This window comes from Mameliella sp. LZ-28, from assembly GCF_012274245.1.
GTDB classification, from domain to species: Bacteria; Pseudomonadota; Alphaproteobacteria; order Rhodobacterales; family Rhodobacteraceae; genus Antarctobacter; species Antarctobacter albus.
In genome coordinates this window covers 60,730-84,981 of the sequence record NZ_JAANYX010000036.1, presented here as the reverse complement: position 1 = coordinate 84,981, position 24,252 = coordinate 60,730, and the positions used below count along the sequence as shown (strand labels likewise).

Genomic DNA, 24,252 nt, shown 5'->3' with positions numbered 1-24,252 from the left:
CGCCCTCTGGTTTTCAGAAAAGGCCTGTCGCTGACGGTCAGAGATCGGCGACGGTGATGACCACCTTGCCGGTCGATTTGCGGCTGCGCAGCAGCTCCATCCCTTCGGCGGCCTGCTCCAGCGGCAGGACGTGGCTGATATGCGGTTTCAACCGTCCCTCGCCATGCCAGGCCATCAGCTGCGCCAGCGATCCGGTCAGCACATCGGGCCGGAAGGCCAGGTAGCCGCCCCAGTACAGGCCCATGACCGAAAGGTTCTTGACCATCAGGTGATTGGCCTTGATTTGCGGCACGTCGCCGCTTGCAAAGCCGATGCTCAGCAGGCGCCCCTCGGGGTTGCACGACCGGAAAGCGGCGGTGAACTGGTCGCCGCCCACCGGGTCATAGACCACATCCGCCCCGCCAAGCGCCTTCATCTCGGCGCGGATGTCGCCGGTTTCGGCATCGATCAGGTGGTCGGCGCCTGCCTGTTTCGCCGCCTCCAGCTTGTCGGCGCCGCGCGCGCAGGCCACGACACGCGCGCCCATCAGCTTGCCGATCTCGACGGCGGTCAGCCCGACGCCACCCGCGGCGCCCAGGACCAGCAGCGTCTCGCCGGGCTGCAGGCGTGCCCGGTGATCCAGCGCAAGGTGGCTGGTGCCATAGGCGATCTGGAACCCGGCGGCATCGGTCCATCCCATCGTGTCGGGCAGCTTGACCGCGCGCGCCGCCGAGAAACAGCCGTAGTCCGCAAGCCCGCCCTGGCCGCCAAAGACCGCGACTCGGTCACCCGGCGCAAAGCCTTTGACGTCAGGTGCCGTTGCGTCAACGATTCCCGAAACCTCCATTCCCAGCACGAAAGGCAGGGCCGGCGTGTCCTGATAGGTGCCTTTCTGCATCAGGAGATCCGCAAAATTCAGTCCGCAGGCGGCGATCCTCAGGCGGATTTCACCCTCTGCCGGTTCGGGTATTGCAACATCGCTCAGGCGGGCGGGCGTGTCGTGATCGGTCAGGAAAAAGGCGCGCATTCCATCCTCTGCATATGGTTTTTCAATTGCCTAGCCGAGATTGCCCCTCAGGCAAAGCACCCGCGCCGGGGCCTGCGGCAAAATGAAGTGTAACCGAATGCTTTCCGGTCAAGTTCAACTTTGTCGTGTTTTTCCCCGCTGTGCACCATCAATAGGTGGTTGCGCGACTTGATTTTGAGGACCGTTATGATGTAGCACATTAGGCCATAGACGTGTAGGATGATGCTGGTTCTGGGGGATTTGGGGTACGGTCCCGGCTCATCTGTTCACACCCATAGAACAGGAAGACACAGATGGCGCACCCCGTTGACGTTCACGTCGGCAAACGCATTAGGCACCGTCGCTGGCTCGTCGGCATGACGCAGCAGCAGCTGGCCGAACGCGTTGGCATCAAGTTCCAGCAGATCCAGGAGTACGAGACCGGCGCGAACCGCGTCAGCGCCTCGCGGCTCTGGGACATCGCCGAGGCTCTGGACGTCCCGGTCAGCTTCTTCTTCGAGGGCATCGAAAACGAGAACGCTGCCGAAGAGGGCGCCGCGGAGTCCGTGCCCGCAGACATCATGGGCGACAAGGAAGCCCTGGACCTGGTTCGCTCGTATTACGCGATCCCGGAGAACCAGCGCCGCCGCCTCTTCGAACTGGCGCGCGTCCTGTCCGACGTGGCTTGAGCCCTGCGCGCCGCTGCTGTAGCCCGGAACCGGGTTACAGGAGGGGCGTATGGACCGGATCCCGTCGGAGCTTGCCAAGGAACTGATCGACACGGCGGAGGCCTTGGCCGACGCGGCAGGCAAGGCGATCCTGCCCTTTTTCCGCCAGCGCGGCCTGACAGCCGAAAACAAGGACGCGGGCACCGGGTTCGACCCGGTGACCGCAGCCGACCGCGCCGCCGAACAGGCCATGCGCGCGGTCCTTGCCGACAGGCGCCCCGGCGATGCGATCCTGGGCGAGGAATACGGCACACAGACCGGCACCACCGGTCTCACCTGGGTCCTTGATCCGATCGACGGCACACGCGCTTTCTTGGCGGGAACCCCGACATGGGGGGTGCTGATCTCAGTCCGCGATGATACCGGCCCGGTCTACGGCATCATCGCCCAGCCCTACACGCAGGAGCGGTTCCGCGGCGGCCTGTCGCGCGCGGATTTCACCGGGCCGCACGACGCAGGTCCGCTGGCCGTGCGCGGCACGCAGGCCATCGACCAGGCAATCCTTTTCACCACCTTCCCCGAGGTCGGCACGCCCGAGGATCGCGCCGGGTTCGAACGCGTGGCCGCACGGGCGCGACTGGTGCGCTATGGCATGGATTGCTACGCCTACGCGCTGCTGGCAGCGGGCCAGATCGACCTGGTGATCGAGGCGGGGCTGCAAGCCTATGACATCCAGGCGCCCATCGCCGTGATCGAGGCGGCGGGCGGGATCGTCACCAATTGGGAAGGCGGTCCGGTGCATGACGGTGGCCGTGCGCTTGCCGCCGCGACGCCGGAGCTGCACGCCGCGGCGCTGGACCTGCTGCGCACCGCGGGCTAAAAAAGGCGCGGGCGGTCACGCGTCCTTCCCTTTTCTGGCGTGCCTCACCCTGTCTCTCACCGAAAAGGGCTTTCGTGAGGGGCTGACATGGCACAATCCACAAATGCACAAACCGAAATCCTGATCCGCAACGCGCGGACCGTCCTGTGCATGGACGACGACAAGCGGGAACTGACCGGCGCCGATATCCTGATCCGCGACGGCGTGATCGCGCAGATCGGGCAGGGGCTGACAACCTCAGGGCGCATCGTCGAGGCGGGCACCTGCGTGGCCACGCCCGGCCTCGTCAACACACACCACCACCTGTACCAGACGCTGACCCGCGCGGTCCCGGGCGGGCAGGACGCACTGCTGTTTGGCTGGCTGCAGACGCTCTACCCGATCTGGGCGCGGTTCGGTCCCGAAGAGATGTTCGTCTCGGCCCAGGTGGGGCTGGCGGAACTGGCGCTGTCGGGCTGCACCATGTCCTCGGACCACTTGTACCTCTACCCGGGCGGTGCGCGGCTGGACGACACCATCGCCGCGGCCCGCGAGGTGGGCCTGCGGTTCCATCCCACCCGCGGCGCCATGAGCATCGGCGAAAGCGACGGCGGTCTGCCGCCGGATTCGCTGGTCGAAGGCGAGGCGGCGATCCTCGACGATTGCATCCGGGTGATCGACGCCTTTCACGACGCATCCGAGGGCGCGATGGTGCGCGTCGGCGTCGCCCCCTGTTCGCCCTTTTCGGTCAGCCGAGAGCTGATGCGCGACGCGGCGATCCTGGCCCGGGACAAGGGCGTGCGCCTGCACACGCACCTGGCTGAAAACGACGAGGATATCGCCTATTCCCAGGCGCAGTTCGGCTGTCGCCCCGGCCAATACGCCGAGGAACTTGGATGGACCGGCGAGGATGTCTGGCACGCCCATTGTGTGAAACTGGACGGGCAGGAGATCGACCTTTTCGCGCGTTCCAAAACCGGAGTCGCCCATTGTCCCTGTTCCAACTGTCGCCTTGGCAGCGGGATTGCCCCGGTGCGCGCGATGCGCGACGCGGGGGTGCGCGTGGGTCTTGGCGTGGATGGATCGGCCAGCAACGACGCAGGCAACCTCGCAGCCGAGGCGCGCCAGGCGATGCTGTTGCAGCGGGTGGCGCGCGGCGCCGACGCCATGAGCGCGCGCGAGGCGTTGTGGATCGCCACGCGCGGCGGGGCACAGGTGCTGGGCCGCGACGATTGCGGCCAGATCGCGGTGGGCAAACGCGCGGATATCGCGCTCTGGGATGTCGGTGGGCTGGAAAGCGCCGGTAGCTGGGATCCGGCGGCGCTGCTTCTGGCCGGACCGCAGCGCGTCCGGTATCTTCTGGTCGAGGGCCGGTTGGTGGTCGAGGACGGGCGGATCGTCAGCTTTGACATCGACGCGGCGGTGGCGCGGCAGAACGCGCTGGCGCGCAAGCTGGCCGAGGCGCTTTAGGGGGAAATGACATGCGGCTGGTCTGGATGATGGCGCTCTGCGCGGCGGTGGCCTCTTGCGGTTGGGTGCCGCAGGGGCGGTTCTCCGGACAGGGCGGCATGCGTGCCGAACCGGCCTCGCGTGGCTTTGGCGGCTTTGCCGAGGGGCAGGGGGGCGCGGCGCTGAACGCCTTTCGGGCCGAAAACGGACTGCCGCCGCTGACGCGCTCCGCCCGGCTGGAAGAGGCCGCGCGTTTCCATGCGCAGGACATGGACCGCAAGGGCTTCTTCGACCATGTCGGCCCGGACGGCAGCAACCCGATGAGCCGCGTGCAAAAGGCCGGCTACCGGCCCTGCGTCATCGCCGAGAACATCGCCCAGGGGCAAAGGTCGCTGGGCGAGGTGATGTCGGACTGGGCCGGGTCGCCCGGCCACCGGCGCACCATGCTGTCGCAGGGGGCCACGGAATACGGGCTGGTGCGCAGTTCCAATGACAGCTGGGTCATGGTCGTGGGGCGCGACGGCTGCTGAGCCGCCGCGGGCCTTATTCCTCGACGTCGTCCATGTCGACCTGGCCCGACAGCTTGCGCCGGATGATCGACCAGCTGAGGCCCACCCCCAGCACCAGCGACAGGGCAAAGATGCCGATCCAGGTCGACAGCTTGGGGTCCGACAGGTCGAGCAGCCCGTAATAGACCAGCGCCCAGAGAATCGCGGCCACCAGCCCCAGCACCAGCGCCATGCCGAAGACCCCGATCGAACGCAGCGTGGCCCGCAGGTAGATGATGTAGCCGATCAGCAGGACGATCCCGAAGAGCACCACCAGCGGCAGGTTGCCGTCCGTGTTGTTCATGGCCCAGCGGATATAGTTGAACTGGCTCGGGTTGTAGGTCGCGGCCAGCAGGACGAAGGCAAAGAGCCAGCGCAGCAGGAAACTCATAGGGGCACCTCCAGAGGTTTGCCGCCTTGCTGCCCTGACGGCGCGCGCCTGTCCAGTCTCTTGCGGCGATTTTGCGGTTTCGCAGTCGGCATTGCGCGCGTATACACGCGCGGGTTTGCAACGCCGTAAAGGGGAATGTGATGGCAAATGTCGTCGTGGTTGGCGCGCAATGGGGTGACGAAGGCAAGGGCAAGATCGTCGACTGGCTGTCGAGCCGGGCCGATGTGATCTGCCGTTTCCAGGGTGGCCACAACGCCGGGCACACGCTGGTCGTCGATGGCAAGGTCTACAAGCTGCACGCGCTGCCGTCTGGCGTGGTGCGCCGGGGCAAGCTGTCGGTCATCGGCAATGGCGTGGTGCTGGACCCCTGGCACCTGTTGTCCGAAATCGAGACGATCCGCGCGCAGGGCGTCGAGATCACGCCCGAGACGCTGATGATCGCCGAGAACACGCCGCTGATCCTGCCGATCCACGGCGAGCTGGACCGCGCCCGAGAGGCGGCCGCACGTCCGGGTGCCAAGATCGGCACCACTGGACGCGGCATCGGCCCGGCCTACGAGGACAAGGTGGGCCGCCGTGCGGTGCGCGTCGCCGACCTCGCCGATGAGGCCACGCTGCAGGCTCGGGTGGACCGGGCGCTGGCGCATCACGACCCGCTGCGCCGCGGCCTGGGGATCGAGCCGGTTGACCGCGACGCGCTGATCGCGCAACTGCGGGAGATCGCGGGGCAGATCCTGGAATACGCGGCCCCGGTCTGGAAAGTGCTGAACGAGCGCCGCCGCTCCGGCCAGCGCATCCTCTTCGAAGGCGCACAGGGGGCCCTGCTGGACGTGGATTTCGGCACCTATCCCTTTGTCACCTCCTCGAACGTGATCGCCGGGCAGGCAGCCACCGGCACTGGCATCGGCCCGGGCGCCATCGATTTCGTGCTGGGCATCGTCAAGGCCTACACCACCCGCGTGGGTGAGGGGCCCTTCCCGACGGAACTGCACGACGACGACGGCCAGCGCCTGGGCGAGCGGGGTCATGAGTTCGGCACCACAACGGGCCGCAAGCGCCGCTGCGGCTGGTTCGACGCGGTGCTGGTGCGCCAGACCTGCGCCACATCGGGCGTCAATGGCATTTCTCTGACCAAGCTGGACGTGCTGGACGGGTTCGAGACGCTCAAGATCTGTGTCGGCTACGAGCTGGACGGCAAGGTTCTGGATTACCTGCCCTTCGCCTCCGAGGAGCAGGCGCGCTGCGTGCCGGTCTACGAGGAAATGGAAGGCTGGAGCGAATCGACCGAAGGCGCGCGCAGCTGGGCCGATCTGCCGGCAGCGGCGATCAAGTACGTCCGCCGTGTCGAGGAACTGATCGGATGCCCTGTGGCCCTGCTGTCCACCTCGCCAGAGCGTGACGACACGATTCTGGTCACCGACCCCTTCGCGGACTAACTGCACCGGCAGGATCGGAAAGGAGCAAGACGATGGCACTCAGCTACAAGGCGCGCAGGCGCTGGTCCCTTTTCGTGCTTCTGGTGGGGTTCCCGCTCTATATCGTGGTGGCCTGGGGTGTGCTGAGCCGTCTGGACCTGTGGCACCTGCCGGTGGCGGTGGAATTCGGGATCTACGTCTTTTTCGGCGTGGCCTGGATCCTGCCGCTGAAGCCGATCTTCAAGGGGGTCGGCCAGGCCGACCCCGACGCCGGAGAGTGACGGCAGGACGGACGCTTGTTGCCTGCGGCAACCGCGTCCCGCCCAACGCCACTTGAGCGGTGCACATAAAAAAGCCCCCGTGCCTGGCACGGGGGCTTTGTCGTTCCGGCGGCGGGATCAGCCGTTGGCGGCGGGCTTGAAGCTGATCGTTTCGGCGGCGGTAAAGCGTCCGCCCGAGGTCTTGCGGATCTTGCCCTCGCGCAGCAGCTGGCCAAAGCTGCGTAGCCGGTCCTCGCGTGAGCTGTCGGTGACCTCGGCCTGGCGCAGCGTTGTCATCAACTGCGGGCGCGAGAACTGGTCCCGGCCCTCGACGTAGGACATGTAGGCGGCGGCGGCCTCCAGCAGTTCGGGCAGCTCGGCGGCGCCCACATCCTGCGCATAGGCGGCAAAGCCCGAGGCCATGCCGGCCTCTGCCGGGGCCTGGGTTTCGGGCGCGGGAACCGTGCGGCGCACGCGGCGCGGGCGGACCGGACCGGCCTCGGATGCGTCGGGGGCCGGGGCGACACGCTGTTCGGCCACCAGCTTCAGCGGCGTCGGTGCGTCGTTATGGGCCGCGGGGCGCGGGCTGGGGTGGCTGACGCTCTGCGGGCGGCGCGGGCGCACCACGCTGGCCAGGTCTTCGCGGTAGGGTTCCTGTTCCTCGGCCGCATCGGCTTTCTGGCCCAGCAGACGGTCGGCCTTGGTCGCGGCCACGGCGGCGCGCAGGTGGGCGATGGCGCTGCGCCGGCGGTTGCCCTCGGGTTCGTCCATCTCTGTGTTGGTCTGGTCCAGCAGGCGCGAGGTATCGCCGTCGCCGACCTCACCTTCGGTCAGCATGGCGCGGGCCGGGCTGGCCAGCTTGACGGCCTTGCGCGCGCTGTCCTGGACCGCTTCGGCCACCTCTTCGTCCCAGTCGGGCGCGAGGTCTTCCTCTGGCTCGGTGATCGGGTTGTCCAGACGCAGCGGCGTGGCGGCTGTCATCAGGGCGTCGTCTTCGTCATCGTCCGCGGCGGTGTCCGTGGTATCTGCCAGGGCTGCGTCGTCATCCTCGTCCCAGGCGCCGAAATCGCTGGCCAGTTCCGCCTTCACAGCGGCCAGTTCGCGGGCCAGTTCCTCTTCTTCCTCGGGGCTGAGGCTGCTGGTGTCATCCGGGGTGAAGCCGTCGGGCGCGGGCTCGTCCAGTACCTCTTCCAGCGTGCCTTCGTCGATGGCCTGTTCAAAGGCGGCGCGCTTGACCTTGACGATGCGCGCGCGCACCGGGGCCGGCTCGGGCCGATCCTCGGAGGACAGGTCGTCGACGGGCGCGGCTGTCTCTGCCTCCGGGTCCGGCGCGGCCTCTGCCGCCCAGGCCCGGTCAAGCGCGGCCTCGGGGTCATCCTCGGGCGCCTCGTCCAGATCGTCGATCTCGTCCGGTTCGGCATCCGGGCGCATCGGGCCGGTGGCCAGCGCGGCGGCGGCGGCGGTCGTAGCGACCAGGGGCAGGGCGCCAGAGTCCGGTGCGTCTTCCTCGTCGTCGTCCTCGGCCATCAGGCTGGCCACGGCGGCGTCCAGCGCGCTGTCGTGATCCGCTTCCGGCACGTCCAGGTCGTCGGAGAGGTCCGAAACAACCTCGGCGTCCTCCTCCTCTTCGTCAAAGAGGGCAACGTCCAGCTCGGCGGCCTCGGTGTCGCCGCTTTCGACGACCAGTTCGTCCAGCAGCGTTTCCAGCGCGTCACTTTCGGGGGCTTCCTCGGGCGTCTGGTCCAGTGCAACCCGAGGCGCGTCAGCCTCGTCCTCGACAGAGGCGACGACGGCGCGGATCCGGTCCAGCTTGGCCGTGATATCGTCCGGTGCGGAGGGCTGCGGAGCAGGCGCAGCCTCCGTCCCGTCGGGGGCCACGTCGTCCAGCGCAACCTCGGGCACGAGGTCGGCGGTCGCGGGCTCCGGTCTTTCGGTCAGAACGGCAGTGGCCTCGATAGTGTCGTCATCGGGCAGCAGGTCATCGGCGGCGACCTCTTCGGTGCGGCCCGACATCGCGGCGGCCATTGCCCCGGCAGAGGCGGCTGCGGCCATGACGCGTGGCGGGCTGCCAAGGGACAGCGTGCCGCTGCCCGGTTCGGCCAGGCGGTCGCGCAGGTATTCCGAGGCCAGCTCGGGGTCGAACTGCGGCGGTTCGGCGCCAAAGAACCGGTCCTCTCCCACGACGCCGCGGAAGAAATGAGTCGCCTCCTTGACGACCTCCAGAGGATCGTCGAATCCCTCGGCGGTGCAGGAGAAGGTGCCGTAGGACACGGTCAGGATCTTGCTCGAACTCACCATCGTGCTGCTCACTTTCATTCGTTCTGCAACAGTGTGTTTACCACGCTGACCGGGACGAAAGCTGATCGAATCTGTGCCCTGAAGGGTATCATTTCGTGACCGGATTGTGGTCTGTTTCGCAAAGCGCCATTAATTCGCCATGAAGTCTAAAATTGTTCATAGCGACGCGCCAGTCCTCCTCGTGGGTGGTGGCGAAGTCGACAACGCGGTGCTGGCCCGGGCGGTGCAGGCGGCGGAAGTGGTCGTTGCGGCCGATAGCGGCGCAGCGGCGGTGCTGACGCAGGGGCGGATGCCCGACGCGGTCTATGGCGACATGGATTCGCTGGCGCCTGAGGTGCAGGCCCGGCTGGATCCGGGCGTGCTGCGGCCCATCGCGGAACAGGACAGCACCGATTTCGACAAGTGCCTGCGCCATATCTCGGCGCCGCTGGTCTTTGGCTACGGGTTCCTGGGCAAGCGGCTGGATCACCAACTGGCGGCCATGACGGTTCTGACCGGGCGTGCCGATGTGCGCTGCATCCTGATCGGGACCGAGGACGTGGTCCTGCTGTGTCCGCCGGACCTGTCGATGGAGCTGGCCCCGGGCACGCGGCTGTCGCTGTTCCCGATGGCGCCGGTCACCGGCCGGTCAGAGGGGCTGCGTTGGCCCATCGACGGGCTGAACTTTGCGCCCAGCGGCCCGGTGGGAACCTCGAACGAGGTGACGGGGCCGGTGCGCCTGTCGATGGATGGGCCCGCGATGCTGCTCATCCTGCCGGCGGAATGCCTGAATGCATTGCTTTCGGGACTGGCGGCCGCGCCCGGTGAATGGCCCGCTCGCGCATGACGATATACAGCCCGGCGGCGATGGTCACACCGATCCCCAGCGTTGCCAGCGATCCCGGCAGGTCCCCGAAGATCACGTAGCCCACGGCGGTGGCAAAGGGGATTTCCAGGTATTGCATCGGCGCCAGGGTCGAGGCAGGCGCATAGCGCAGCGACCATGTCATCAACAGGTGCGCCAGCGTCCCCGCCACCCCCATCGCCGTGATCAGCCACCAACCGCGCGCCGAGGGCGCGACCCAGGCCAGCGCCTCGACCGCGTCGCGCGGCGTCAGCGCCATGACCGGCACCATGATCACCAGGGCAATCACGGCAGAGACCGCCTGCATGGCGATGGGATCGGTTTCACCCGCGATGCGCCGGGTCACCAGCATGAACAGGGCAAAGACCACCGCAACACCCAAGGGCAGCAGCGCGGGCCAGCCGACCTCGGAAAAGGCGGGCTGCACCACCATGAGCGTTCCGACAAACCCCACCGCACTGGCCGCCAGCCGGCGCCAGCCCACTTCCTCTCCCAGGAACCAGAAGCCCAGCAATAGCAGGATGAAGGGCATGACATAGGCGATGGCAATGGCATCGGCCAGCGGCAGGTACAGAAGCGAGGTGAAGACCAGCGAGATCCCCGCGATATGCAAGAGCGTGCGCAGGGTGACATAGAACAGGATGCGCCTGTCCATCCGCCAGACCCGGCGCGTCGCCACGGTCAGCGGGACAAGGATCGCCGCCTGAAAGGCAAAGCGCAGGGTCACCAGCTGGCCCACCGCCATCTCGGGACCCAGCAGCTTTGCCAGCGCATCGCCAAAGGGCGCCAGCAGGCAGAAAGCCAGCATCAGGGCGATGCCCAGCATGGGACGGTCAAGTTCGGTGCTGCTCATGCGCGGACCCTAGCGCCGGGGCCACGGCGGCGAAACGGCAAAAATGCCTAGCTGCCGCCGGGGCGGTCCAGGCGCTCCAGCAGCGCGGGCAGGGTAGAGATGGGGACCTCCGGCCTGCGGCGCCAGGGGGCGTGCCCGTGCATGATAACGGCCCCAAAAAGAGCCAGGGCGGCAACCGGCACCACCATGCCCACCAGCCGGTCGGCATCGACGCCGGTGGCCAGCGCCGCGATGCCAAGGCCCGGCCCCATCACCAGCGCCAGCACCCCGATCCCGAACCAGACCATGCGCAGCCTGCCGGTTTCGCCGATCCGCACCGGCAGATCCGGGGTATGACGGGCCAGCCGCTCGGCCACGGCGCTGCAGAGCGTGCGGTGGGCGGCCCGATCCGGGTGGTCGCCGGACAGGCCGAGGCGGCTGTTGATGGCAATCCGGATCAGGCCCGATGGTGTTGTCAGGTCCAGCCGCCGCGTCCGCGTCAGCTGGACCTTCGAGTCGACAAGGGTGGCTTGATCGACCGTCGACAAATCAAGGGTCCCCTGCGGCCCGGTCAGCGTGTCGCCGTCCAGCTGCCAGTCTTATGGCCCGCGCAGGGGCGCGGGGCGAAAGCTGTAGGTCTCAGTCAAGCGCCCGCCAGCCGATGTCGCGGCGATGCACGCCATCAGGCCAGTCCACGGCATCCACCAGCGCATAGGCACGGTCGCGGGCCTCTTGCAGGGTGGTGCCGCGCGCCGTCGCGTTCAGAACCCGCCCGCCATTGGCCAGCACCTTGCCGCCCTCGGCCTTTGTCCCCGCGTGGAACATCATGTGGAAACTGTCCTCGGGCAGGCTGTCCAGCCCGCGGATTTCCGTACCCTTTGCATAGTCCCCGGGATAGCCCGAAGCGGCCATGACCACGGTCATGGCGTGATCCTCGGCCCATGTGACCTGTGCCTCGGCCAGCCGCCCATCGGCGCAGGCATGCATCAGGTCCAGCGCCTGCGCCCCCAGCCGCAGCATCAGCACCTGGCATTCCGGATCGCCGAAGCGGACGTTGTATTCCACCAGCCGGGGCTGCCCGTTCTCGATCATCAGCCCGACATAGAGCACGCCCTGGTAGGGCATCCCGCGCCGCACCATCTCGGCCATCGTCGGGCGCACGATCTCGTCCAGCGCCTTTTGCGTCACGGCCTCGTCCATGATCGGCGCGGGGGAATAGGCCCCCATGCCGCCGGTGTTGGGGCCGGTGTCGCCTTCGCCGATGCGCTTGTGATCCTGCGCGGTGCCGATGGGCAGGCAGGTCTCGCCATCGACCAGCACGAAGAAACTCGCCTCTTCGCCGGTCATGAATTCCTCGATCACCACCTCGGCGCCCGCGCCACCAAAGGCGCCGCCGAACATGTCGTCGACGGCGGCGCAGGCCGCCTCGACGGTCTCGGCGATGATCACGCCCTTGCCGGCGGCCAGCCCGTCCGCCTTGACGACGATGGGGGCGCCCTGGGCGCGGATATGGGCCTTGGCCGCTTCGGCCTCCGTGAAATGGCCATATCCTGCGGTTGGGGCATTTACGGCGGCGCAGATTTCCTTGGTAAAGCTCTTCGAGGCTTCCAGCCGGGCGGCGGCGGCAGAGGGGCCGAAGACCAGGATGCCCGCCTCGCGCAGGCGGTCAGCCACGCCGGCGGCCAGCGGCGCCTCGGGGCCGATGATGACGAGGTCGATGGCGTTTTCGCCGGCGAATTCCGTCACCGCGCCGGGGTCCTCGATGTCCAGCCGCGCGCATTCGGCGATCTGGGCGATGCCCGCGTTGCCCGGGGCCACGATCAGCTTGTCGCACTTGGGGTTCTGCAGGGTGGCCCAGGCAAGACTGTGTTCGCGGCCGCCGCTGCCGAGGATGAGGATATTCACGGGCGCACTCCTTTGCTGGCCGGGGCGGGGGCTCTGCCCCCGTCGCGCGGGGCGCGACTCCCCCGAGGTATTTTCAAAACCAAAGAAGCCGGGGGCGGGCTTTTCCGGCGTTTGACCGTCGTTTAAGGTCAGCGGCAGGCAAGAGCAAGCGAGGCGGCATGGACCTGATCGACGACGGACCGGAGGGCAACACGCCGGAATTCAGCGTCAGCGAACTCTCGGGCGCGGTAAAGCGCGTGATCGAGGGCGAGTTCGGTTTCGTCCGCGTGCGCGGCGAGGTCGGGCGGGTGTCGCGGCCACGCTCGGGGCATGTCTACCTGGATCTCAAGGACGACCGCTCGGTGATTTCGGGTGTGATGTGGAAAGGCGTCGCCGCCCGCCTGCAGACCCAGCCCGAAGAGGGGATGGAGGTGATCGCCACCGGGCGCCTGACCACCTTTCCCGGCCAGTCGAAATACCAGATCGTCATCGAGGACATCCGCCCGGCGGGGGCGGGCGCGCTTATGGCGATGCTGGAAAAGCGCAAGGCGATGTTGCAGGCCGAGGGGCTGTTTGCCCCCGAGCGCAAGAAACGCCTGCCCTACCTGCCAGAGATCATCGGCGTCGTGACCTCGCCCAGTGGTGCGGTGATCCGTGACATCCTGCACCGCCTGCGCGAGCGTTTCCCGCGCAAGGTGCTGATCTGGCCGGTGGCGGTGCAGGGGGCCAAATGCGCCCCCGAAGTGGCCCGCGCCATCGAGGGGTTCAACCGGCTGACCCCCGGCGGGGCCCTGCCGCGCCCGGACCTGTTGATCGTGGCGCGCGGCGGCGGCTCGGTCGAGGATCTCTGGGGCTTCAACGAAGAGGTGGTGGCGCGTGCTGCTGCCGCCTCGGAGATTCCGCTGATCTCGGCCGTGGGGCACGAGACGGACACCACGCTGATCGACTTCGTGTCCGACCGGCGCGCGCCGACGCCGACGGCGGCGGCGGAACTGGCGGTGCCCGTGCGCATGGAGCTGATAGGGGCGGTGCGCGACTTCGGCGGCCGCATGGAACGCGCCATGTCGCAACGGCTGGAGGTGCGCGGCCAGCGGCTGCGCGATCTTTCGCGCGCCCTGCCACGCCCCGAGGAATTGCTGGACGGTCCGCGCCAGAGGCTGGACCTGCAGGGAGACCGCCTGCCGCAAGCGCTGTCGCGCTCTGTCGAACGGCGCAGGTTGCACCTGTCCGAGACCGCGGGCAGCCTGCGCCCCGGCGTCCTGACCCGCGCCATCGCGGTGGAACAGCGGCGGCTGGAGGATCGCGCCGCACGGATTGGCCCGGCGCTGGCACGCCTGGTCGAGGCCCGGCGCGAGGCGCTGGGCCGCCGCGCCGACCGGCTCAGCCCGCGTCAGATCACGCGCGAGATCGCCGTGGGGCAGGAACGGCTGGCCGGCCTGACCCGCCGGCTGGACGAGGCCATGACCGCCCGCCAGGGCGAAAAGCGCCGCAAGCTGGACGCGCTCATGCGCCTGCACGAGACACTGGGCTACCGCGAGACGCTGCGGCGCGGCTATGCCGTGGTGCGTGGCGATGGCCACCTGGTGACGACCAAGGCCGCCGCCGAGGGCGCCACCGGGCTGGAAATCGAATTTGCCGATGGCACGCTAAAGCTTGGCGGGCGTTCCTCACCTCGCAAATCCGCCAAGCCGGAACCGCCGGAACAGGGCAGCCTGTTCTAGCGCCGAACCTTCATTCTGCGTCACAACCGCCCGCAGGCTTTCCTTTTCTTCTGCACTCGCATAGGATTCGCTGCATCGCACCAATGCCGGGGAGGGCACCAGTGGCCGAGAGTGAAAAACCGCTTCTGATCAAGCGTTACGCCAGCCGGCGGCTCTACAACACCGAGACCTCCGACTATGTCACGCTCGAGGACATTGCCGGGTTCATCCGGGACGGGCGCGACGTCAAGATCGTCGACCTGAAATCGGGCGACGACCTGACCCGGCAGTACCTGCTGCAGATCGTGGCCGAGCATGAAAGCAAGGGCCAGAGCGTCCTGCCGATTAACGTGCTGACCGACCTCGTGCGCAGCTATACCACCCAGGCCACCAGCGCGGTGCCGCAGTTCCTGGCCGCCAGCTTCGAGATGTTCCGCGACAGCCAGTCCAAGTGGTTCGAGAACGTCAATTCGATGAACCCGATGGCCAAGGGGTTCGAGGCCATGCAGGCCCAGCAAGAGGCGTTCCTCAAGGCGATGGGCGGTCAGCTTCCGGGCGAGGACGAGCAAAAGCCGTCCAAGGAAAGCAAGGAAGACCTCGAGACCATCAAGAAACAGCTGTCCGATCTTCAGGCCAAGCTGTCCAAGCTCGACAAGTAAACCGCGGGGCAGAGAGCGCCCGGCCACCGTCCTGCATGGCAGGAGGGCGACCGGGACACCGGCTCTCCCGCCTCAGGTGCCGTAGGCGCGTTGCGGCGCCGTGGCCGTGTCTGCCGCGCGGGTCAGCACGGCGGCCACTGCATCGCAGTCCGTGAGTGAGAGGCGGGCGGGCAAGCGGGTGTCGCAGGCGCGCATCAGCATCGCGCGGGTCCGCGGCAAGTCGGGCATCTCGGGCAGGAACTGCCAGTTCCAGTAGGCGCGGGCGTTGTCACGGCTCAGGCCAAAGACCTGCACCTTGACGCCTTCCGCCTCGGCGGCCGCGACAAAGGCACGGACCTCGGCGTCGCTCATGCCGCACAGGTTGAACTGCAGCGAATCCGGCGCGCGTTCCTCGGGGGCCAGTTTCGCGGGCACCGTGATCCAGGGGCTGCGGTCGATCTGCGCCGCGACATGGTCATGGTTGCGGCGCCCGTCCGTCACCCGGCGGTCGATATGGGGCAGCTGGGGCCGGATCACCGCTGCCGAAAGGTTCGACATGCGCAGGTTGTACAGCGGCAACTGGTTCTGCCAGCGGGCAAAGGCCTGTTCCAGCTCGGCGGTATTGTCACCGGGGCGCAGGTGCTTTTTCCAGGCGTGCTCATAGGCGCCCGACAGGATCACGGCCCGCGCCACCAGGTCGGCGTCGTCGGTCACCAGGATGCCGCCTTCGCCCGCGTTCACCAGCTTGTAGCTCTGGAAACTGAAACAGCCGACCCGCCCCAGCGTGCCGATCTTGCGCCCGTGCCAGGTGGTGCCCAGGCTGTGCGCCGCATCCTCGATCACCGGCACGCCGGCCTCGGCGCAGAGCGCCAGGATCGCGTCCATGTCCGAGGTATGGCCGCGCATGTGGCTGACGATGACCGCCTGCACGCCGGGCAGACGGGCGGCGAAATCCGTCATGTCGATGCGATAGTCCTCGCCCACCTCGCAGAGCACCGGCACCAGTCCCGCGTGCACGATCGATGAGGGCACTGCAGCAAAGGTGAAGCCGGGGATCATCACGCGGGCGCCCTTCGGCAGGTCCAGTGCCTCCAGCGAAAGGAACAGCGCCGCCGAGCAGCTCGACACCGCAAGCGCGTATTTCACCCCCATGAACTCTGCGAACTCGCGCTCCAGCAGGGCGACGGGCGCATCCTCGGGGGCGGTGTAGCGGAACAGGTCGCCGGACTGCAAAAGCCGGTCGATCTCGGCGCGGGCCTCGGCGGGGATCGGCTCGGCGTCGTGCATGTTCGGAAGCATGTTTTCAAAATCCTGAAGTTCGGTTTTCGAAAATGTAAATCAGTTAGGGGTGTGAGGAAAGCCCCAAAGCGTCGCACGCCGCCGGGCTGGCGCCCCGCGACGCGGCGTTTTCCGGCACGGAAAACGCATCGGTTCCTGTCAAAGGATCCGAAACGCCCATCCAATTTGTCGGTGTGAAGGCCGGGTTACAGGCCCAGCCGGTCGCGCATCGCGTACCAGCTCATCGCCAGAACCAGCAGCGGCGAGCGGAATGCCGGCCCGCCCGGAAAGGCCGGGCTGGGCAGGGCGGCGAAGGTATCGAACCCCGCCGATTGCCCGCGCACCGCTTCGGCCATCAACTTGCCCGCCTGCACCGCGTTGCCCACCCCGTGCCCGGAATAGCCCGAGGCCGTCAGCACGTTGGGGGCCAGCCGCGCCAGGTGCGGCAGGCGTTTCATTGTGATCGCCAGCGTCCCGCCCCAGGCATGGGTCAGGTCCACGCCCCGCAGGTGCGGAAAGATCTCCAGCATCGGCTTGCGCACCGTTGCGCGGATGTCCGAAGGAAACCTGTATCCATAGCTTTCGCCGCCGCCGAACAGCAGCCGCCCGTCCGGCGACAGCCGGAAATAATTGACGACAAAGCGATCGTCCGACACGGCGATCTCCTCGGCCAGCACCCGCGCGGTGTCTGCCCCCAAGGGCTCCGTCGCCACCACGAAATTGTTGATCGGCATGACCCGCGCCGCCACCTGTCGGTCCAGCCCGCCCAGGTAGCCGTTGCAGCCCAGCACCAGGTGATCGGCCACCACGCGCCCGGCCTCGGTCTGCACGGTCACGCTCTTGCCCCGCTGGATGTGATGCACATGGCTGCGCTCGAAGATCCGCGCTCCGGCGCCCTCTGCGGCCCGCGCCAACCCCAGCGCCAGTTTCAGCGGGTTCAGATGCGCCGCCCCCCGGTCCAGCACCCCGCCGCGATAGGCGGGAGAGGGGCAGAGCGCGGCAAAGCCGTCCCGGTCCAGCACCTCCAGCCCATAGCCATAATGCCGTGCCATGTGGTCCGCGTAATCGTGCAACTCGCGCACCGACCCGTCCGAGGACCCGGCCCAGGCGATGCCGTCGCGCAGGTCGCAGTCGATCCCGTGCCGCACCGCCAGGTCCCGCACCAGCGCCTTGGCCTCCTCGCCCAGCTCCCAGAACCGGCGCGCCTCATCGCGCCCCACCATCTTCTCCAGCTTGACCTGGTCCTGCCGCTGACCGCTGCCCAGCTGCCCGCCGTTGCGCCCCGAGGCGCCAAAGCCCACCCGGTGCGCCTCGACCAGCACCACGTCCAGCCCGGCCTCCGCCATGTGCAGCGCCGCCGACAGGCCGGTGAAGCCGCCCCCCACCACGCAGACATCCGCCCGCACCTCGCCCTTCAGCACCGGGTAAGGCGGCAACTCCGGAGTCACGGCGGCATACCAGCTCTCAGGGTATTCCCCGCGCCGGTCGTTGGAAAACAGCAGGTTCAAGAGACACCTCTTGGCTTCTTCTTGGTGGAAATACCTCGGGGGTATGGGGGCAGAGCCCCCATCCTACCAACCTGCGCGCGCGTCAGCGCGCACCGCCGGATCACACGTTCAACAGCAGGTGCTCGCGCTCCCAGGGAGAGATCACCTGCAGGAATTCCTCGTATTCCGTGCGCTTCACGATGGAATAGACCCGCGCGAACTCCGGTCCCAGCACTTCGTGCAGGGCTTCCGCTCCATCGAAAATGTCCAGCGCCTGGCCCAGGACGCGGGGAATGTCGCCTTCGCCCTCGTAGGCATCGCCGCGGAACTGTTTCGACGGGCGCCGCTCTTCCATCAGTCCCAGGTAGCCGCAGGCCAGCGAGGCGGCGATGCCCAGGTAGGGGTTGCAGTCCATGCCCGCCAGCCGGTTCTCCACCCGGCGCGCCTCCGGCCCCGACAGGGGAATGCGGATGCCCGTGGTGCGGTTGTCGCGTCCCCATTCCAGGTTGATCGGCGCCGCGTGGTCCTTCACGTAGCGGCGATAGCTGTTCACATAGGGCGCCAGCACCGCGATGGCCGAGGGCAGATGCGCCTGCAGCCCGCCGATGAAATGGAAAAACGCATCCGTCTCGCCGCCCTGGGGACCGGAAAACAGGTTCTTGCCGGTTTCCAGGTCAAGTACCGAGTGGTGGATGTGCATGGCGCTGCCCGGCTCGTCGGCGATCGGTTTCGCCATGAAGGTGGCGAAACAGTCGTGCCGCAGCGCCGCCTCGCGGATCAGCCGCTTGAAGTAGAACACCTCGTCCGCCAGCTTGACCGGGCTGCCATGCCGCAGGTTGATTTCCAGCTGGCCGGCGCCGCCTTCCTGGGTGATGCCGTCGATCTCGAACCCTTGTGCCTCGGCGAAATCGTAGATGTCGTCGATCACCGGGCCGAACTCGTCCACGGCGGTCATCGAATAGGCCTGGCGCGCGGCGGCAGGGCGGCCCGAGCGGCCCATCATCGGCTGGATGTCCTTGGCCGGGTCGACATTGCGCGCCACCAGGTAAAATTCCATCTCCGGCGCCACCACCGGCTTCCACCCCTGTTCCTCGTAGAGCTTGACGACCCTTTTCAGGATGTTGCGCGGGGAAAAGGGCACCGGCACGTCGTGCCGGTCATAGGCATCATGGATCACCTGCAGGGTCCAGTCGCCGGTCCAGGGCGCGGCGGTGGCCGTGCTCATGTCAGGTTTCAGGATCATGTCCCGCTCGATGAACCCGTCGTCGCCCGCGGCCTCGCCCCAGTCGCCGGTGATGGTCTGGAAGAAGATAGAATCCGGCAGGTGGAAATACCCCATCCGGGCGAATTTCGACGCCGGCACCGCCTTGCCCCGCGCGATGCCGGGCAGGTCCGAGACGATGCATTCGACCTCGTCCAGGCGGCGCCCCTCCAGGTAGGCGCGGGCCGGTTCGGGCAGGGTTTCGGTCCAGTCTTTCGGGGCGCTCGTGTCCACGGGCTGTCCTTTGCGTTTCAGGCGGCGCGCTGCGGCAGCCGCTTGTGTTTCAGGAAGTAAATCAGGTCGTCGATCAGTTCGGCACTGTCCAGCGGAGCATCCAGCCCGGCCTCGGCCTCCTGCAGGATCTGCTCGGGCACCACGCCCGGGCCGCGTTTGTCGATCAGGCCCTTGGTAAAGGCGCGGTCGAACTCGGGGTGGGGCTGCACGGTATAGGCCTTGCCGGGGTACAAGAGGGCGGCATGACGGCAGAAGTCATTGCTGGCCAGTGTCACGCTGCCCTCGGGCGGGTCCGTCACCTGGTCCTGGTGCCAGGCCATCACGGTTTTCGGCCCGCGCCCCTCAAATTCGTAGGTCTGTGGCCCCACCGCCCAGCCGCCTGGATACTTGACCGCCGTGCCCCCCAGCGCCTGCGCGATCACCTGGTGGCCAAAGCAGATCCCCACCAGCGGCTTGCCCGCCGCGACGATCTGCCGAATGAATTCTTCGAGCGGCGGAAGCCAGGCATGATCCTCGTAGACCCCGTGCCGCGATCCGGTGATCAGCCAGCCGTCGGCGGCCTCCGGTCCCGGCGGGAACTCTCCATTGACCACGGACCAGGTTTCGAAGGTGAACCCGGCGTGGGACAGGCGATCCATGAACATCTCCGGGTACTGGCCATGCTCCTGCGCCAGTTCCGGCACCACGATGCCCGTCTGCAAGATACCGATTTTCATGAAACACCCATGTTCCTGGTCCGAAAGCTAGGCGCGCGCCGCGCGCCCTGCAAGATCAGACCGTATCCAGGTAAAGGTCCATCTGTTCGTGCTTGGTCAGCTCGTCCATGTCCCGCAATTCCTGCCGCTTGGTCAGGACAAGGTTGCGGATCAGTTCCTTCGGAAAGATGCGGGGCATCAAGGGGCTGTCGGCAAAGGCCTCGATCGCGCTGCCCCAGTCGCGGGGAATATGCGGCAGGTCCTGGTCGTAGGCGTTGCCGGTGATGCGCGCGGGCGGCTCGGTGGCGTCCTCCATCCCCATCAGCGCCGCGCCCAGGATCGCCGCCAGCGCCAGGTAGGGGTTCACGTCGCCCCCGGCCACGCGATGTTCGATGCGGCGCGCGGCAGGCGGGCCAGAGGGCACGCGCACCGCCGCCGTGCGGTTGTCATAGGCCCAGCAGATCGCTGACGGCGCGTGAGAGCCGGGCACGATGCGCTCGTAGCTGTTCAGGTGCGGCGCATAGACCAGCGCGCTGTCCGACAGCGCCGCAAGGCATCCGCCGATGGCATGGCGCAGGGCATCCGTGCCCTCCGGCCCGCCGTTGTCAAAGATGTTCTTGCCGTCCGCGTCCAGCACGCTGAAATGCGCATGCATCCCGTTGCCGGAATAATCCTCGTAGGGCTTGGCCATGAAGCTGGCGGCAAAGCCGTGTTTCCGGGCCAGCCCCTTGACCAGCTGTTTGAACAGCCAGGCGTCGTCAGCGGCCTTCAACGGGTCCGCCTGGTGCATCAGGTTGACCTCGAACTGGCCGATCCCCGCCTCGGAAATCAGCGTATCGGCGGGAATGTCCATGACCTCGCAGGCCTCGTAGAGGTCGGTAAAGAAGATGTCGAAGGCATCCAGCGCCCGGATCGACAAGACCTCTGCCGCGTCGCGCCGCTTGCCCGAGCGGGGGCTGATCGGCACCTGCAGGCGCCGGGTGCTGTCGTCGATCAGGTAGAACTCCAGCTCGACCGCCACCACCGGCGTCAGCCCCTTTTCGGCAAAGCGTTTCTGTACGAAGGACAGCGCATGGCGCGGGTCGCCCTCGAAGGGGCGGCCATCCTCGTGGAACATCCAGATCGGCAGCAGGGCGGTGGGCGCCTCCAGCCAGGGCATGGGCACAAAGCCGCGCTCTGTCGGAAACAGGATCGCGTCGCGGTCGCCACTGTCAAAGACCAGCGGGCTGTCGGCGATGTCCTCGCCCCAGATGTCCACGTTCAGCGCCGAGAAGGGAAAGCGCGTGCCGTCCTTGAGCATCTTGACGGCGCTGGGAATGGGCATGCGTTTGCCCCGGGCAACGCCGTTCACGTCACAGGCGGCGGCTCGGATGGTGCGGATTTGAGGGCGGTCGTGCAGCCAGTCGGCGCTGGGGGCGGGCATGGGGATCTCGTGCTTTCAGAATTTGATCAAATTCATAGGCGAGCCCGCGCCATTGGGCAAGGGGGGCGTTCACGGCGCATCGCGGGAAGGGGTAGCGCGCCCGCTTTGCGGGCAGCTTTCGGGCCGGGTTAACCGTTCCTTGCCGGTTTGTACGTTTTGCCGGAATCGACGTACGTTTTGTACAAAACGTACATGGCCGGGGCCTCAGCGGATCAGGTTCATCCGCATCTTCAACCGGCCCCGGGACTCTTGCGGCAGGTGCCGGTTCAGCCGCCGGTTCACCAGCCCGAAGACCGTGATGATGACCAGCGTGACCAGGATGAAATACCCGGCCAGGATCGGGTAGGGCACGAAGGGGTTGAAGGTCTTGTCGGCAAAGTAGTTGGCGTAATACAGCGCATCGCCCTTTTGCCGCCAGGCCGGAAAGCCCGAGAAATAGACCAGCGTCGTGGCATGAAAGAGAAAAATCGCCTCGTTCGTGTAGGCAGGCCAGGCCAGCCGCAGCATGGTGGGCCAGGTGATCTTGCGGAACTTGGTCAGCCCGGAAAACCCGTAGGCATCCGCCGCCTCGGTGTCGCCCTTGGGGATCGACAAGAGCGCGCCGTAGAAGATCTCTCCGGAATAGGCGGCGGTGTTCAGGAACAGGACAATCGCCGCCCCCAGCCAGGCCGAGGTGAAGGGATCGAAGATCGGCGAGACGGATTTCAGGCTGAGAAAGGCGAAATAGGCAAAGAAGAACTGGATGAACAGCGGGCTGCCGCGGAAGACAAAGATGAACCATTCCGAGGGCTTACGCGCCAGCGGGTTCGACGACGCCTTGCCCAGGGCGACCGCAGTGGCCAGGAAGAACCCGGTCAAAAGGGCGATCAGACCGAAGTAGATGTTCCAGATCATCCCCGAACCGATCAGGGTGAATTGCTGGCACAGCGTGAAATCCTCGCGCGGCAACAGCCGCTCGCCGATCCCGATGGAGCGCAACCCGTAGTCGGCGATGGTCTGCAAACAGCTCATGCCGCTTTCCTCTGTGCTTCGCCGCCGGAGGTCGCCTGTCCATGCGTGAGCCGCTTCATGATCCGGTCCAGCACGATTTCGGACACCCGCGTGAACAGCAGGTAGAACACCAGCAGCGCCAGGAAGTACCACATGCGCCAGTCGCCGTGCGGGTAATCGGTAAACCGCGCCGTCTTGGCACCGCCCAGCTCGCGCGCCCAGTAGACGATATCCTCGACCCCCAGCAGGAACAGCAGCGGTGTCGCCTTGATCAGCACCATCCAGAGGTTCGACAGGCCGGGCAGGGCATAGACCCACATCTGCGGCACCAGGATGCGCCAGTAGCACTGGCGCGGGCTCATGCCATAGGCCTCGGCGGTTTCCATCTGGGCGCGGGGGACGGCCCGCATGGCGCCATACAGGACGTTTGCCGCGAAGGCACCGAAAACAATGGCAAAAGTCAGAACCGCGAGGAAAAAGCCATAGGTCTCATGCACCCATTGCGCCGCGTTGCCAAGGGGCAGCTTGGCCTCGGCGCAGACCACGAAATCATTGCCCTGCCGGATCGGCTGATCCCAGTCGGGGCACTTCACCTCGTGCCGGATCCATTCGAAAAACTGGTCCAGCGCGATGACGAAGAAGAGGAAAAAGGCGATATCCGGCACGCCGCGAACGATGGCGATATAGCCGCGGCCCAGCCAGCTGAGCGGCAGGACGCGCGACCGCGCCGCCGAAGCCCCTGCAAAGCCGAAGGCCAGCGCCGCCGGGGCGGTGATCGCCAGCAGCAGCAGAACGGTCCCCACCGAAAGGTAGATGGCCATGTGCTTGCCCGTGGTCAGGTAGCAGGCCATCCAGGCCACGTTGCCCAACGTGTCGGGATCAGCGCAGAAGCCGAACATCGCACCCTGTCTTCATAGCCACCTTCATTTGCGTCTCATTCCGGGTCAAAGCCGCTGCCGCGCCTTTTTCATTGACCAAGCCAGCGTCCCCCGGCACCCTGTCCCCATTCAACTTGTTTCTTTCAGGAGGTCAAAATGCAGGACGAATTCGTGTTCAAAAAACCCATTGCCGCCGTCGTGGACAACGGATCGGGCATGTTCCAGCCGCCCGCGATCGACGCATTCGAAGATCCGCTTCTGGGCAAATCGGGGCCGCCGGTCTTTCAGGATGGCGCGTTCAACCCCTACGCCTATCTCAAGATTCCCGACATCGCGGGCGAGTCCTTTACCGATGGCGGCTTCATGCCGCCGGCCTTCGACGACCCGCTGCTGGGCTAGGCGGTTGGCCGCGCGGAGTGTTTCCCGCGCGGCCTGCACCTCGGCCAGGTACCTCAGCCAGGTACCTCAGAAAGTCTCGCCGACTTCCCATTTCTCGATCAGCGCGTTCAGCGAGCCGTCGTCCTTCATCGACTGGATGGCCGCGTCGAACTTGGCGCGCAGCTCGCCGTCGCTTTCGCGCAGGCCCATGCCGATGCCGCCGCCGATCAGGATGTCGTCACCGACAAAGGCCAGGTCGGCGTTTTCGTCCGCGATGGGGGCAAGGTAGGCCTTGTCCGCCAGGACCGCGTCCGCCTCGCCGTTGCGCACGGCGGCGATGGTTTCGTCAGGGGTGGCAAATTCGACCAGTGTGGCGCCCATCTCGGCGATGTAGGAGGCCTGGATGGTGCCCGCCTGCGCGGCGAAGATGCCGCCTTCCATGTCCAGTTCCATGCCTTCCATCGCCAGGAAGGCCGAAGGATCGGGCTGGGTGTAGTTCTGGGTGAAGTCGATGACCTCGTCGCGTTCATCCGTGATCGACATGCCCGCGATGATGGTGTCGTAGTTGCCCGAGACGAGGTTCGGGATGATCGAATCCCATTCGTTGGTGACCCATTCGCAGGTCAGCTCGGCGCGGCTGCACAGCTCGTCGCCCAGCTCGCGTTCAAAACCGGCCACTTCGCCGTCATCGTCGATGTAGTTGTACGGAGGGTAAGCGCCCTCGGTACCCAGACGCACAACCGAGTGGCTTTCCGCGAAGGCCGCGCCGGCGAACATCGCCAGTGCGGCTGTTCCGATCAGAAGGTTTTTCATATCGTTACTCCCTGTTGGACTTCCGGCGGCTGTCCCGCCGTTTT

The 24,252-nt window shown here is 66.8% G+C and carries 24 protein-coding genes; 10 read left to right on the top strand and 14 right to left on the bottom strand.

The features are described from left to right. Positions 1-37 precede the first annotated feature (37 nt). A complete protein-coding gene (locus G9Q80_RS24270; RefSeq protein ID WP_088715464.1) occupies positions 38-1,006 on the bottom strand; it encodes an NADPH:quinone oxidoreductase family protein in 969 nt (322 codons plus the stop codon). 293 nt (positions 1,007-1,299) lie between these two features. Here G9Q80_RS24270 and G9Q80_RS24265 point away from each other — a divergent pair, with 293 nt between their 5' ends. The 4 genes from G9Q80_RS24265 to G9Q80_RS24250 all read left to right on the top strand — a co-directional run bounded on the left by G9Q80_RS24265 (position 1,300) and on the right by G9Q80_RS24250 (position 4,491). After that, the gene (locus tag G9Q80_RS24265; RefSeq protein ID WP_168246591.1) at positions 1,300-1,674 is read left to right on the top strand and encodes a helix-turn-helix domain-containing protein; all 375 of its coding nucleotides are present in this window, start codon (positions 1,300-1,302) and stop codon (positions 1,672-1,674) included. Positions 1,675-1,723: 49 nt separating this feature from the next. Continuing rightward, positions 1,724-2,533, top strand: coding sequence for an inositol monophosphatase family protein (locus tag G9Q80_RS24260; protein WP_088715465.1), 810 nt, complete (start codon positions 1,724-1,726; stop codon positions 2,531-2,533). A gap of 87 nt (positions 2,534-2,620) precedes the next feature. After that, positions 2,621-3,982, top strand: coding sequence for an 8-oxoguanine deaminase (locus tag G9Q80_RS24255; protein WP_088715466.1), 1,362 nt, complete (start codon positions 2,621-2,623; stop codon positions 3,980-3,982). A gap of 11 nt (positions 3,983-3,993) precedes the next feature. Next, positions 3,994-4,491: a CAP domain-containing protein gene (locus G9Q80_RS24250; protein WP_229754771.1), complete on the top strand. Its 498-nt coding sequence runs from the start codon at positions 3,994-3,996 to the stop codon at positions 4,489-4,491. A 13-nt stretch (positions 4,492-4,504) separates the two neighbouring features. On the opposite strand, the gene G9Q80_RS24245 is transcribed toward G9Q80_RS24250, so the two are convergent. Beyond that, a complete protein-coding gene (locus G9Q80_RS24245) occupies positions 4,505-4,900 on the bottom strand; it encodes a DUF6524 family protein (RefSeq protein ID WP_088715467.1) in 396 nt (131 codons plus the stop codon). Positions 4,901-5,040: 140 nt separating this feature from the next. Here G9Q80_RS24245 and G9Q80_RS24240 point away from each other — a divergent pair, with 140 nt between their 5' ends. After that, on the top strand, positions 5,041-6,336 hold the full coding sequence (locus G9Q80_RS24240) for an adenylosuccinate synthase (protein WP_088715468.1): 1,296 nt from the start codon (positions 5,041-5,043) through the stop codon (positions 6,334-6,336). 32 nt (positions 6,337-6,368) lie between these two features. Next, complete coding sequence (locus G9Q80_RS24235; protein ID WP_043138030.1) at positions 6,369-6,596, top strand: DUF2842 domain-containing protein; 228 nt, start codon at positions 6,369-6,371, stop codon at positions 6,594-6,596. A 117-nt stretch (positions 6,597-6,713) separates the two neighbouring features. Here the strand turns inward: G9Q80_RS24235 and G9Q80_RS24230 are convergent, their stop codons facing one another. Next, a complete protein-coding gene (locus tag G9Q80_RS24230; protein WP_232788226.1) occupies positions 6,714-8,891 on the bottom strand; it encodes a hypothetical protein in 2,178 nt (725 codons plus the stop codon). Between the two features lie 121 nt (positions 8,892-9,012). Between G9Q80_RS24230 and G9Q80_RS24225 the strand changes: the two genes are divergently transcribed. Then, entirely contained in the window at positions 9,013-9,699 is a 687-nt protein-coding gene (locus G9Q80_RS24225) for a thiamine diphosphokinase (protein ID WP_088715470.1), read from the top strand. On the opposite strand, the gene G9Q80_RS24220 is transcribed toward G9Q80_RS24225, so the two are convergent. The 3 genes from G9Q80_RS24220 to purD all read right to left on the bottom strand — a co-directional run bounded on the left by G9Q80_RS24220 (position 9,620) and on the right by purD (position 12,454). Continuing rightward, complete coding sequence (locus G9Q80_RS24220) at positions 9,620-10,570, bottom strand: DMT family transporter (protein ID WP_088715471.1); 951 nt, start codon at positions 10,568-10,570, stop codon at positions 9,620-9,622. The genes G9Q80_RS24225 and G9Q80_RS24220 overlap by 80 nt on opposite strands. A 47-nt stretch (positions 10,571-10,617) precedes the next feature. After that, a complete protein-coding gene (locus tag G9Q80_RS24215; RefSeq protein ID WP_088715472.1) occupies positions 10,618-11,097 on the bottom strand; it encodes a hypothetical protein in 480 nt (159 codons plus the stop codon). 91 nt (positions 11,098-11,188) lie between these two features. After that, a complete protein-coding gene (gene purD / locus G9Q80_RS24210) occupies positions 11,189-12,454 on the bottom strand; it encodes a phosphoribosylamine--glycine ligase (RefSeq protein WP_043138021.1) in 1,266 nt (421 codons plus the stop codon). Positions 12,455-12,612: 158 nt separating this feature from the next. Here purD and xseA point away from each other — a divergent pair, with 158 nt between their 5' ends. Further along, positions 12,613-14,154 (top strand): exodeoxyribonuclease VII large subunit, encoded by a 1,542-nt coding sequence (gene xseA / locus G9Q80_RS24205; protein ID WP_088715473.1) that lies wholly within the window; start codon positions 12,613-12,615, stop codon positions 14,152-14,154. Between the two features lie 101 nt (positions 14,155-14,255). Further along, positions 14,256-14,792: a polyhydroxyalkanoate synthesis repressor PhaR gene (gene phaR, locus G9Q80_RS24200; protein ID WP_069209090.1), complete on the top strand. Its 537-nt coding sequence runs from the start codon at positions 14,256-14,258 to the stop codon at positions 14,790-14,792. A gap of 72 nt (positions 14,793-14,864) precedes the next feature. Here the strand turns inward: phaR and G9Q80_RS24195 are convergent, their stop codons facing one another. The 7 genes from G9Q80_RS24195 to G9Q80_RS24165 all read right to left on the bottom strand — a co-directional run bounded on the left by G9Q80_RS24195 (position 14,865) and on the right by G9Q80_RS24165 (position 23,038). Further along, positions 14,865-16,070 (bottom strand): DegT/DnrJ/EryC1/StrS family aminotransferase, encoded by a 1,206-nt coding sequence (locus tag G9Q80_RS24195; RefSeq protein WP_069209091.1) that lies wholly within the window; start codon positions 16,068-16,070, stop codon positions 14,865-14,867. A gap of 185 nt (positions 16,071-16,255) precedes the next feature. Next, positions 16,256-17,557 (bottom strand): NAD(P)/FAD-dependent oxidoreductase, encoded by a 1,302-nt coding sequence (locus G9Q80_RS24190; protein ID WP_088715474.1) that lies wholly within the window; start codon positions 17,555-17,557, stop codon positions 16,256-16,258. 100 nt (positions 17,558-17,657) lie between these two features. Further along, a complete protein-coding gene (locus G9Q80_RS24185) occupies positions 17,658-19,031 on the bottom strand; it encodes a glutamine synthetase family protein (protein ID WP_043138010.1) in 1,374 nt (457 codons plus the stop codon). A 17-nt stretch (positions 19,032-19,048) separates the two neighbouring features. Further along, on the bottom strand, positions 19,049-19,747 hold the full coding sequence (locus tag G9Q80_RS24180) for a type 1 glutamine amidotransferase (RefSeq protein WP_088715475.1): 699 nt from the start codon (positions 19,745-19,747) through the stop codon (positions 19,049-19,051). 55 nt (positions 19,748-19,802) lie between these two features. After that, a complete protein-coding gene (locus tag G9Q80_RS24175; RefSeq protein WP_043138005.1) occupies positions 19,803-21,149 on the bottom strand; it encodes a glutamine synthetase family protein in 1,347 nt (448 codons plus the stop codon). A gap of 204 nt (positions 21,150-21,353) precedes the next feature. After that, entirely contained in the window at positions 21,354-22,160 is an 807-nt protein-coding gene (locus G9Q80_RS24170; protein WP_088715476.1) for an ABC transporter permease, read from the bottom strand. After that, a complete protein-coding gene (locus G9Q80_RS24165; protein WP_088715477.1) occupies positions 22,157-23,038 on the bottom strand; it encodes an ABC transporter permease in 882 nt (293 codons plus the stop codon). The genes G9Q80_RS24170 and G9Q80_RS24165 overlap by 4 nt, the downstream gene beginning before the upstream one ends. Before the next feature lie 135 nt (positions 23,039-23,173). Here G9Q80_RS24165 and G9Q80_RS24160 point away from each other — a divergent pair, with 135 nt between their 5' ends. Continuing rightward, a complete protein-coding gene (locus G9Q80_RS24160) occupies positions 23,174-23,416 on the top strand; it encodes a hypothetical protein (RefSeq protein WP_088715478.1) in 243 nt (80 codons plus the stop codon). 66 nt (positions 23,417-23,482) lie between these two features. Here G9Q80_RS24160 and G9Q80_RS24155 read toward each other — a convergent pair whose 3' ends face one another. Further along, a complete protein-coding gene (locus G9Q80_RS24155; protein WP_043137994.1) occupies positions 23,483-24,208 on the bottom strand; it encodes a transporter substrate-binding domain-containing protein in 726 nt (241 codons plus the stop codon). Between the last annotated feature and the right edge of the window lie 44 nt (positions 24,209-24,252).

Bases quoted from the DNA above. Each gene is read 5' to 3' on its own strand.
- G9Q80_RS24265 (WP_168246591.1), top strand. From the start codon at position 1,300: ATGGCGCACCCCGTTGACGTTCACGTCGGCAAACGCATTAGGCACCGT.
- G9Q80_RS24230 (WP_232788226.1), bottom strand. From the start codon at position 8,891: ATGAAAGTGAGCAGCACGATGGTGAGTTCGAGCAAGATCCTGACCGTG.
- G9Q80_RS24240 (WP_088715468.1), top strand. From the start codon at position 5,041: ATGGCAAATGTCGTCGTGGTTGGCGCGCAATGGGGTGACGAAGGCAAG.
- G9Q80_RS24195 (WP_069209091.1), bottom strand. From the start codon at position 16,070: ATGCTTCCGAACATGCACGACGCCGAGCCGATCCCCGCCGAGGCCCGC.
- G9Q80_RS24245 (WP_088715467.1), bottom strand. From the start codon at position 4,900: ATGAGTTTCCTGCTGCGCTGGCTCTTTGCCTTCGTCCTGCTGGCCGCG.
- G9Q80_RS24235 (WP_043138030.1), top strand. From the start codon at position 6,369: ATGGCACTCAGCTACAAGGCGCGCAGGCGCTGGTCCCTTTTCGTGCTT.
- G9Q80_RS24160 (WP_088715478.1), top strand. From the start codon at position 23,174: ATGCAGGACGAATTCGTGTTCAAAAAACCCATTGCCGCCGTCGTGGAC.
- xseA (WP_088715473.1), top strand. From the start codon at position 12,613: ATGGACCTGATCGACGACGGACCGGAGGGCAACACGCCGGAATTCAGC.
- G9Q80_RS24270 (WP_088715464.1), bottom strand. From the start codon at position 1,006: ATGCGCGCCTTTTTCCTGACCGATCACGACACGCCCGCCCGCCTGAGC.
- G9Q80_RS24225 (WP_088715470.1), top strand. From the start codon at position 9,013: ATGAAGTCTAAAATTGTTCATAGCGACGCGCCAGTCCTCCTCGTGGGT.
- G9Q80_RS24155 (WP_043137994.1), bottom strand. From the start codon at position 24,208: ATGAAAAACCTTCTGATCGGAACAGCCGCACTGGCGATGTTCGCCGGC.
- G9Q80_RS24255 (WP_088715466.1), top strand. From the start codon at position 2,621: ATGGCACAATCCACAAATGCACAAACCGAAATCCTGATCCGCAACGCG.
- G9Q80_RS24165 (WP_088715477.1), bottom strand. From the start codon at position 23,038: ATGTTCGGCTTCTGCGCTGATCCCGACACGTTGGGCAACGTGGCCTGG.
- G9Q80_RS24175 (WP_043138005.1), bottom strand. From the start codon at position 21,149: ATGCCCGCCCCCAGCGCCGACTGGCTGCACGACCGCCCTCAAATCCGC.
- G9Q80_RS24250 (WP_229754771.1), top strand. From the start codon at position 3,994: ATGCGGCTGGTCTGGATGATGGCGCTCTGCGCGGCGGTGGCCTCTTGC.
- G9Q80_RS24180 (WP_088715475.1), bottom strand. From the start codon at position 19,747: ATGAAAATCGGTATCTTGCAGACGGGCATCGTGGTGCCGGAACTGGCG.
- G9Q80_RS24170 (WP_088715476.1), bottom strand. From the start codon at position 22,160: ATGAGCTGTTTGCAGACCATCGCCGACTACGGGTTGCGCTCCATCGGG.
- G9Q80_RS24220 (WP_088715471.1), bottom strand. From the start codon at position 10,570: ATGAGCAGCACCGAACTTGACCGTCCCATGCTGGGCATCGCCCTGATG.
- G9Q80_RS24260 (WP_088715465.1), top strand. From the start codon at position 1,724: ATGGACCGGATCCCGTCGGAGCTTGCCAAGGAACTGATCGACACGGCG.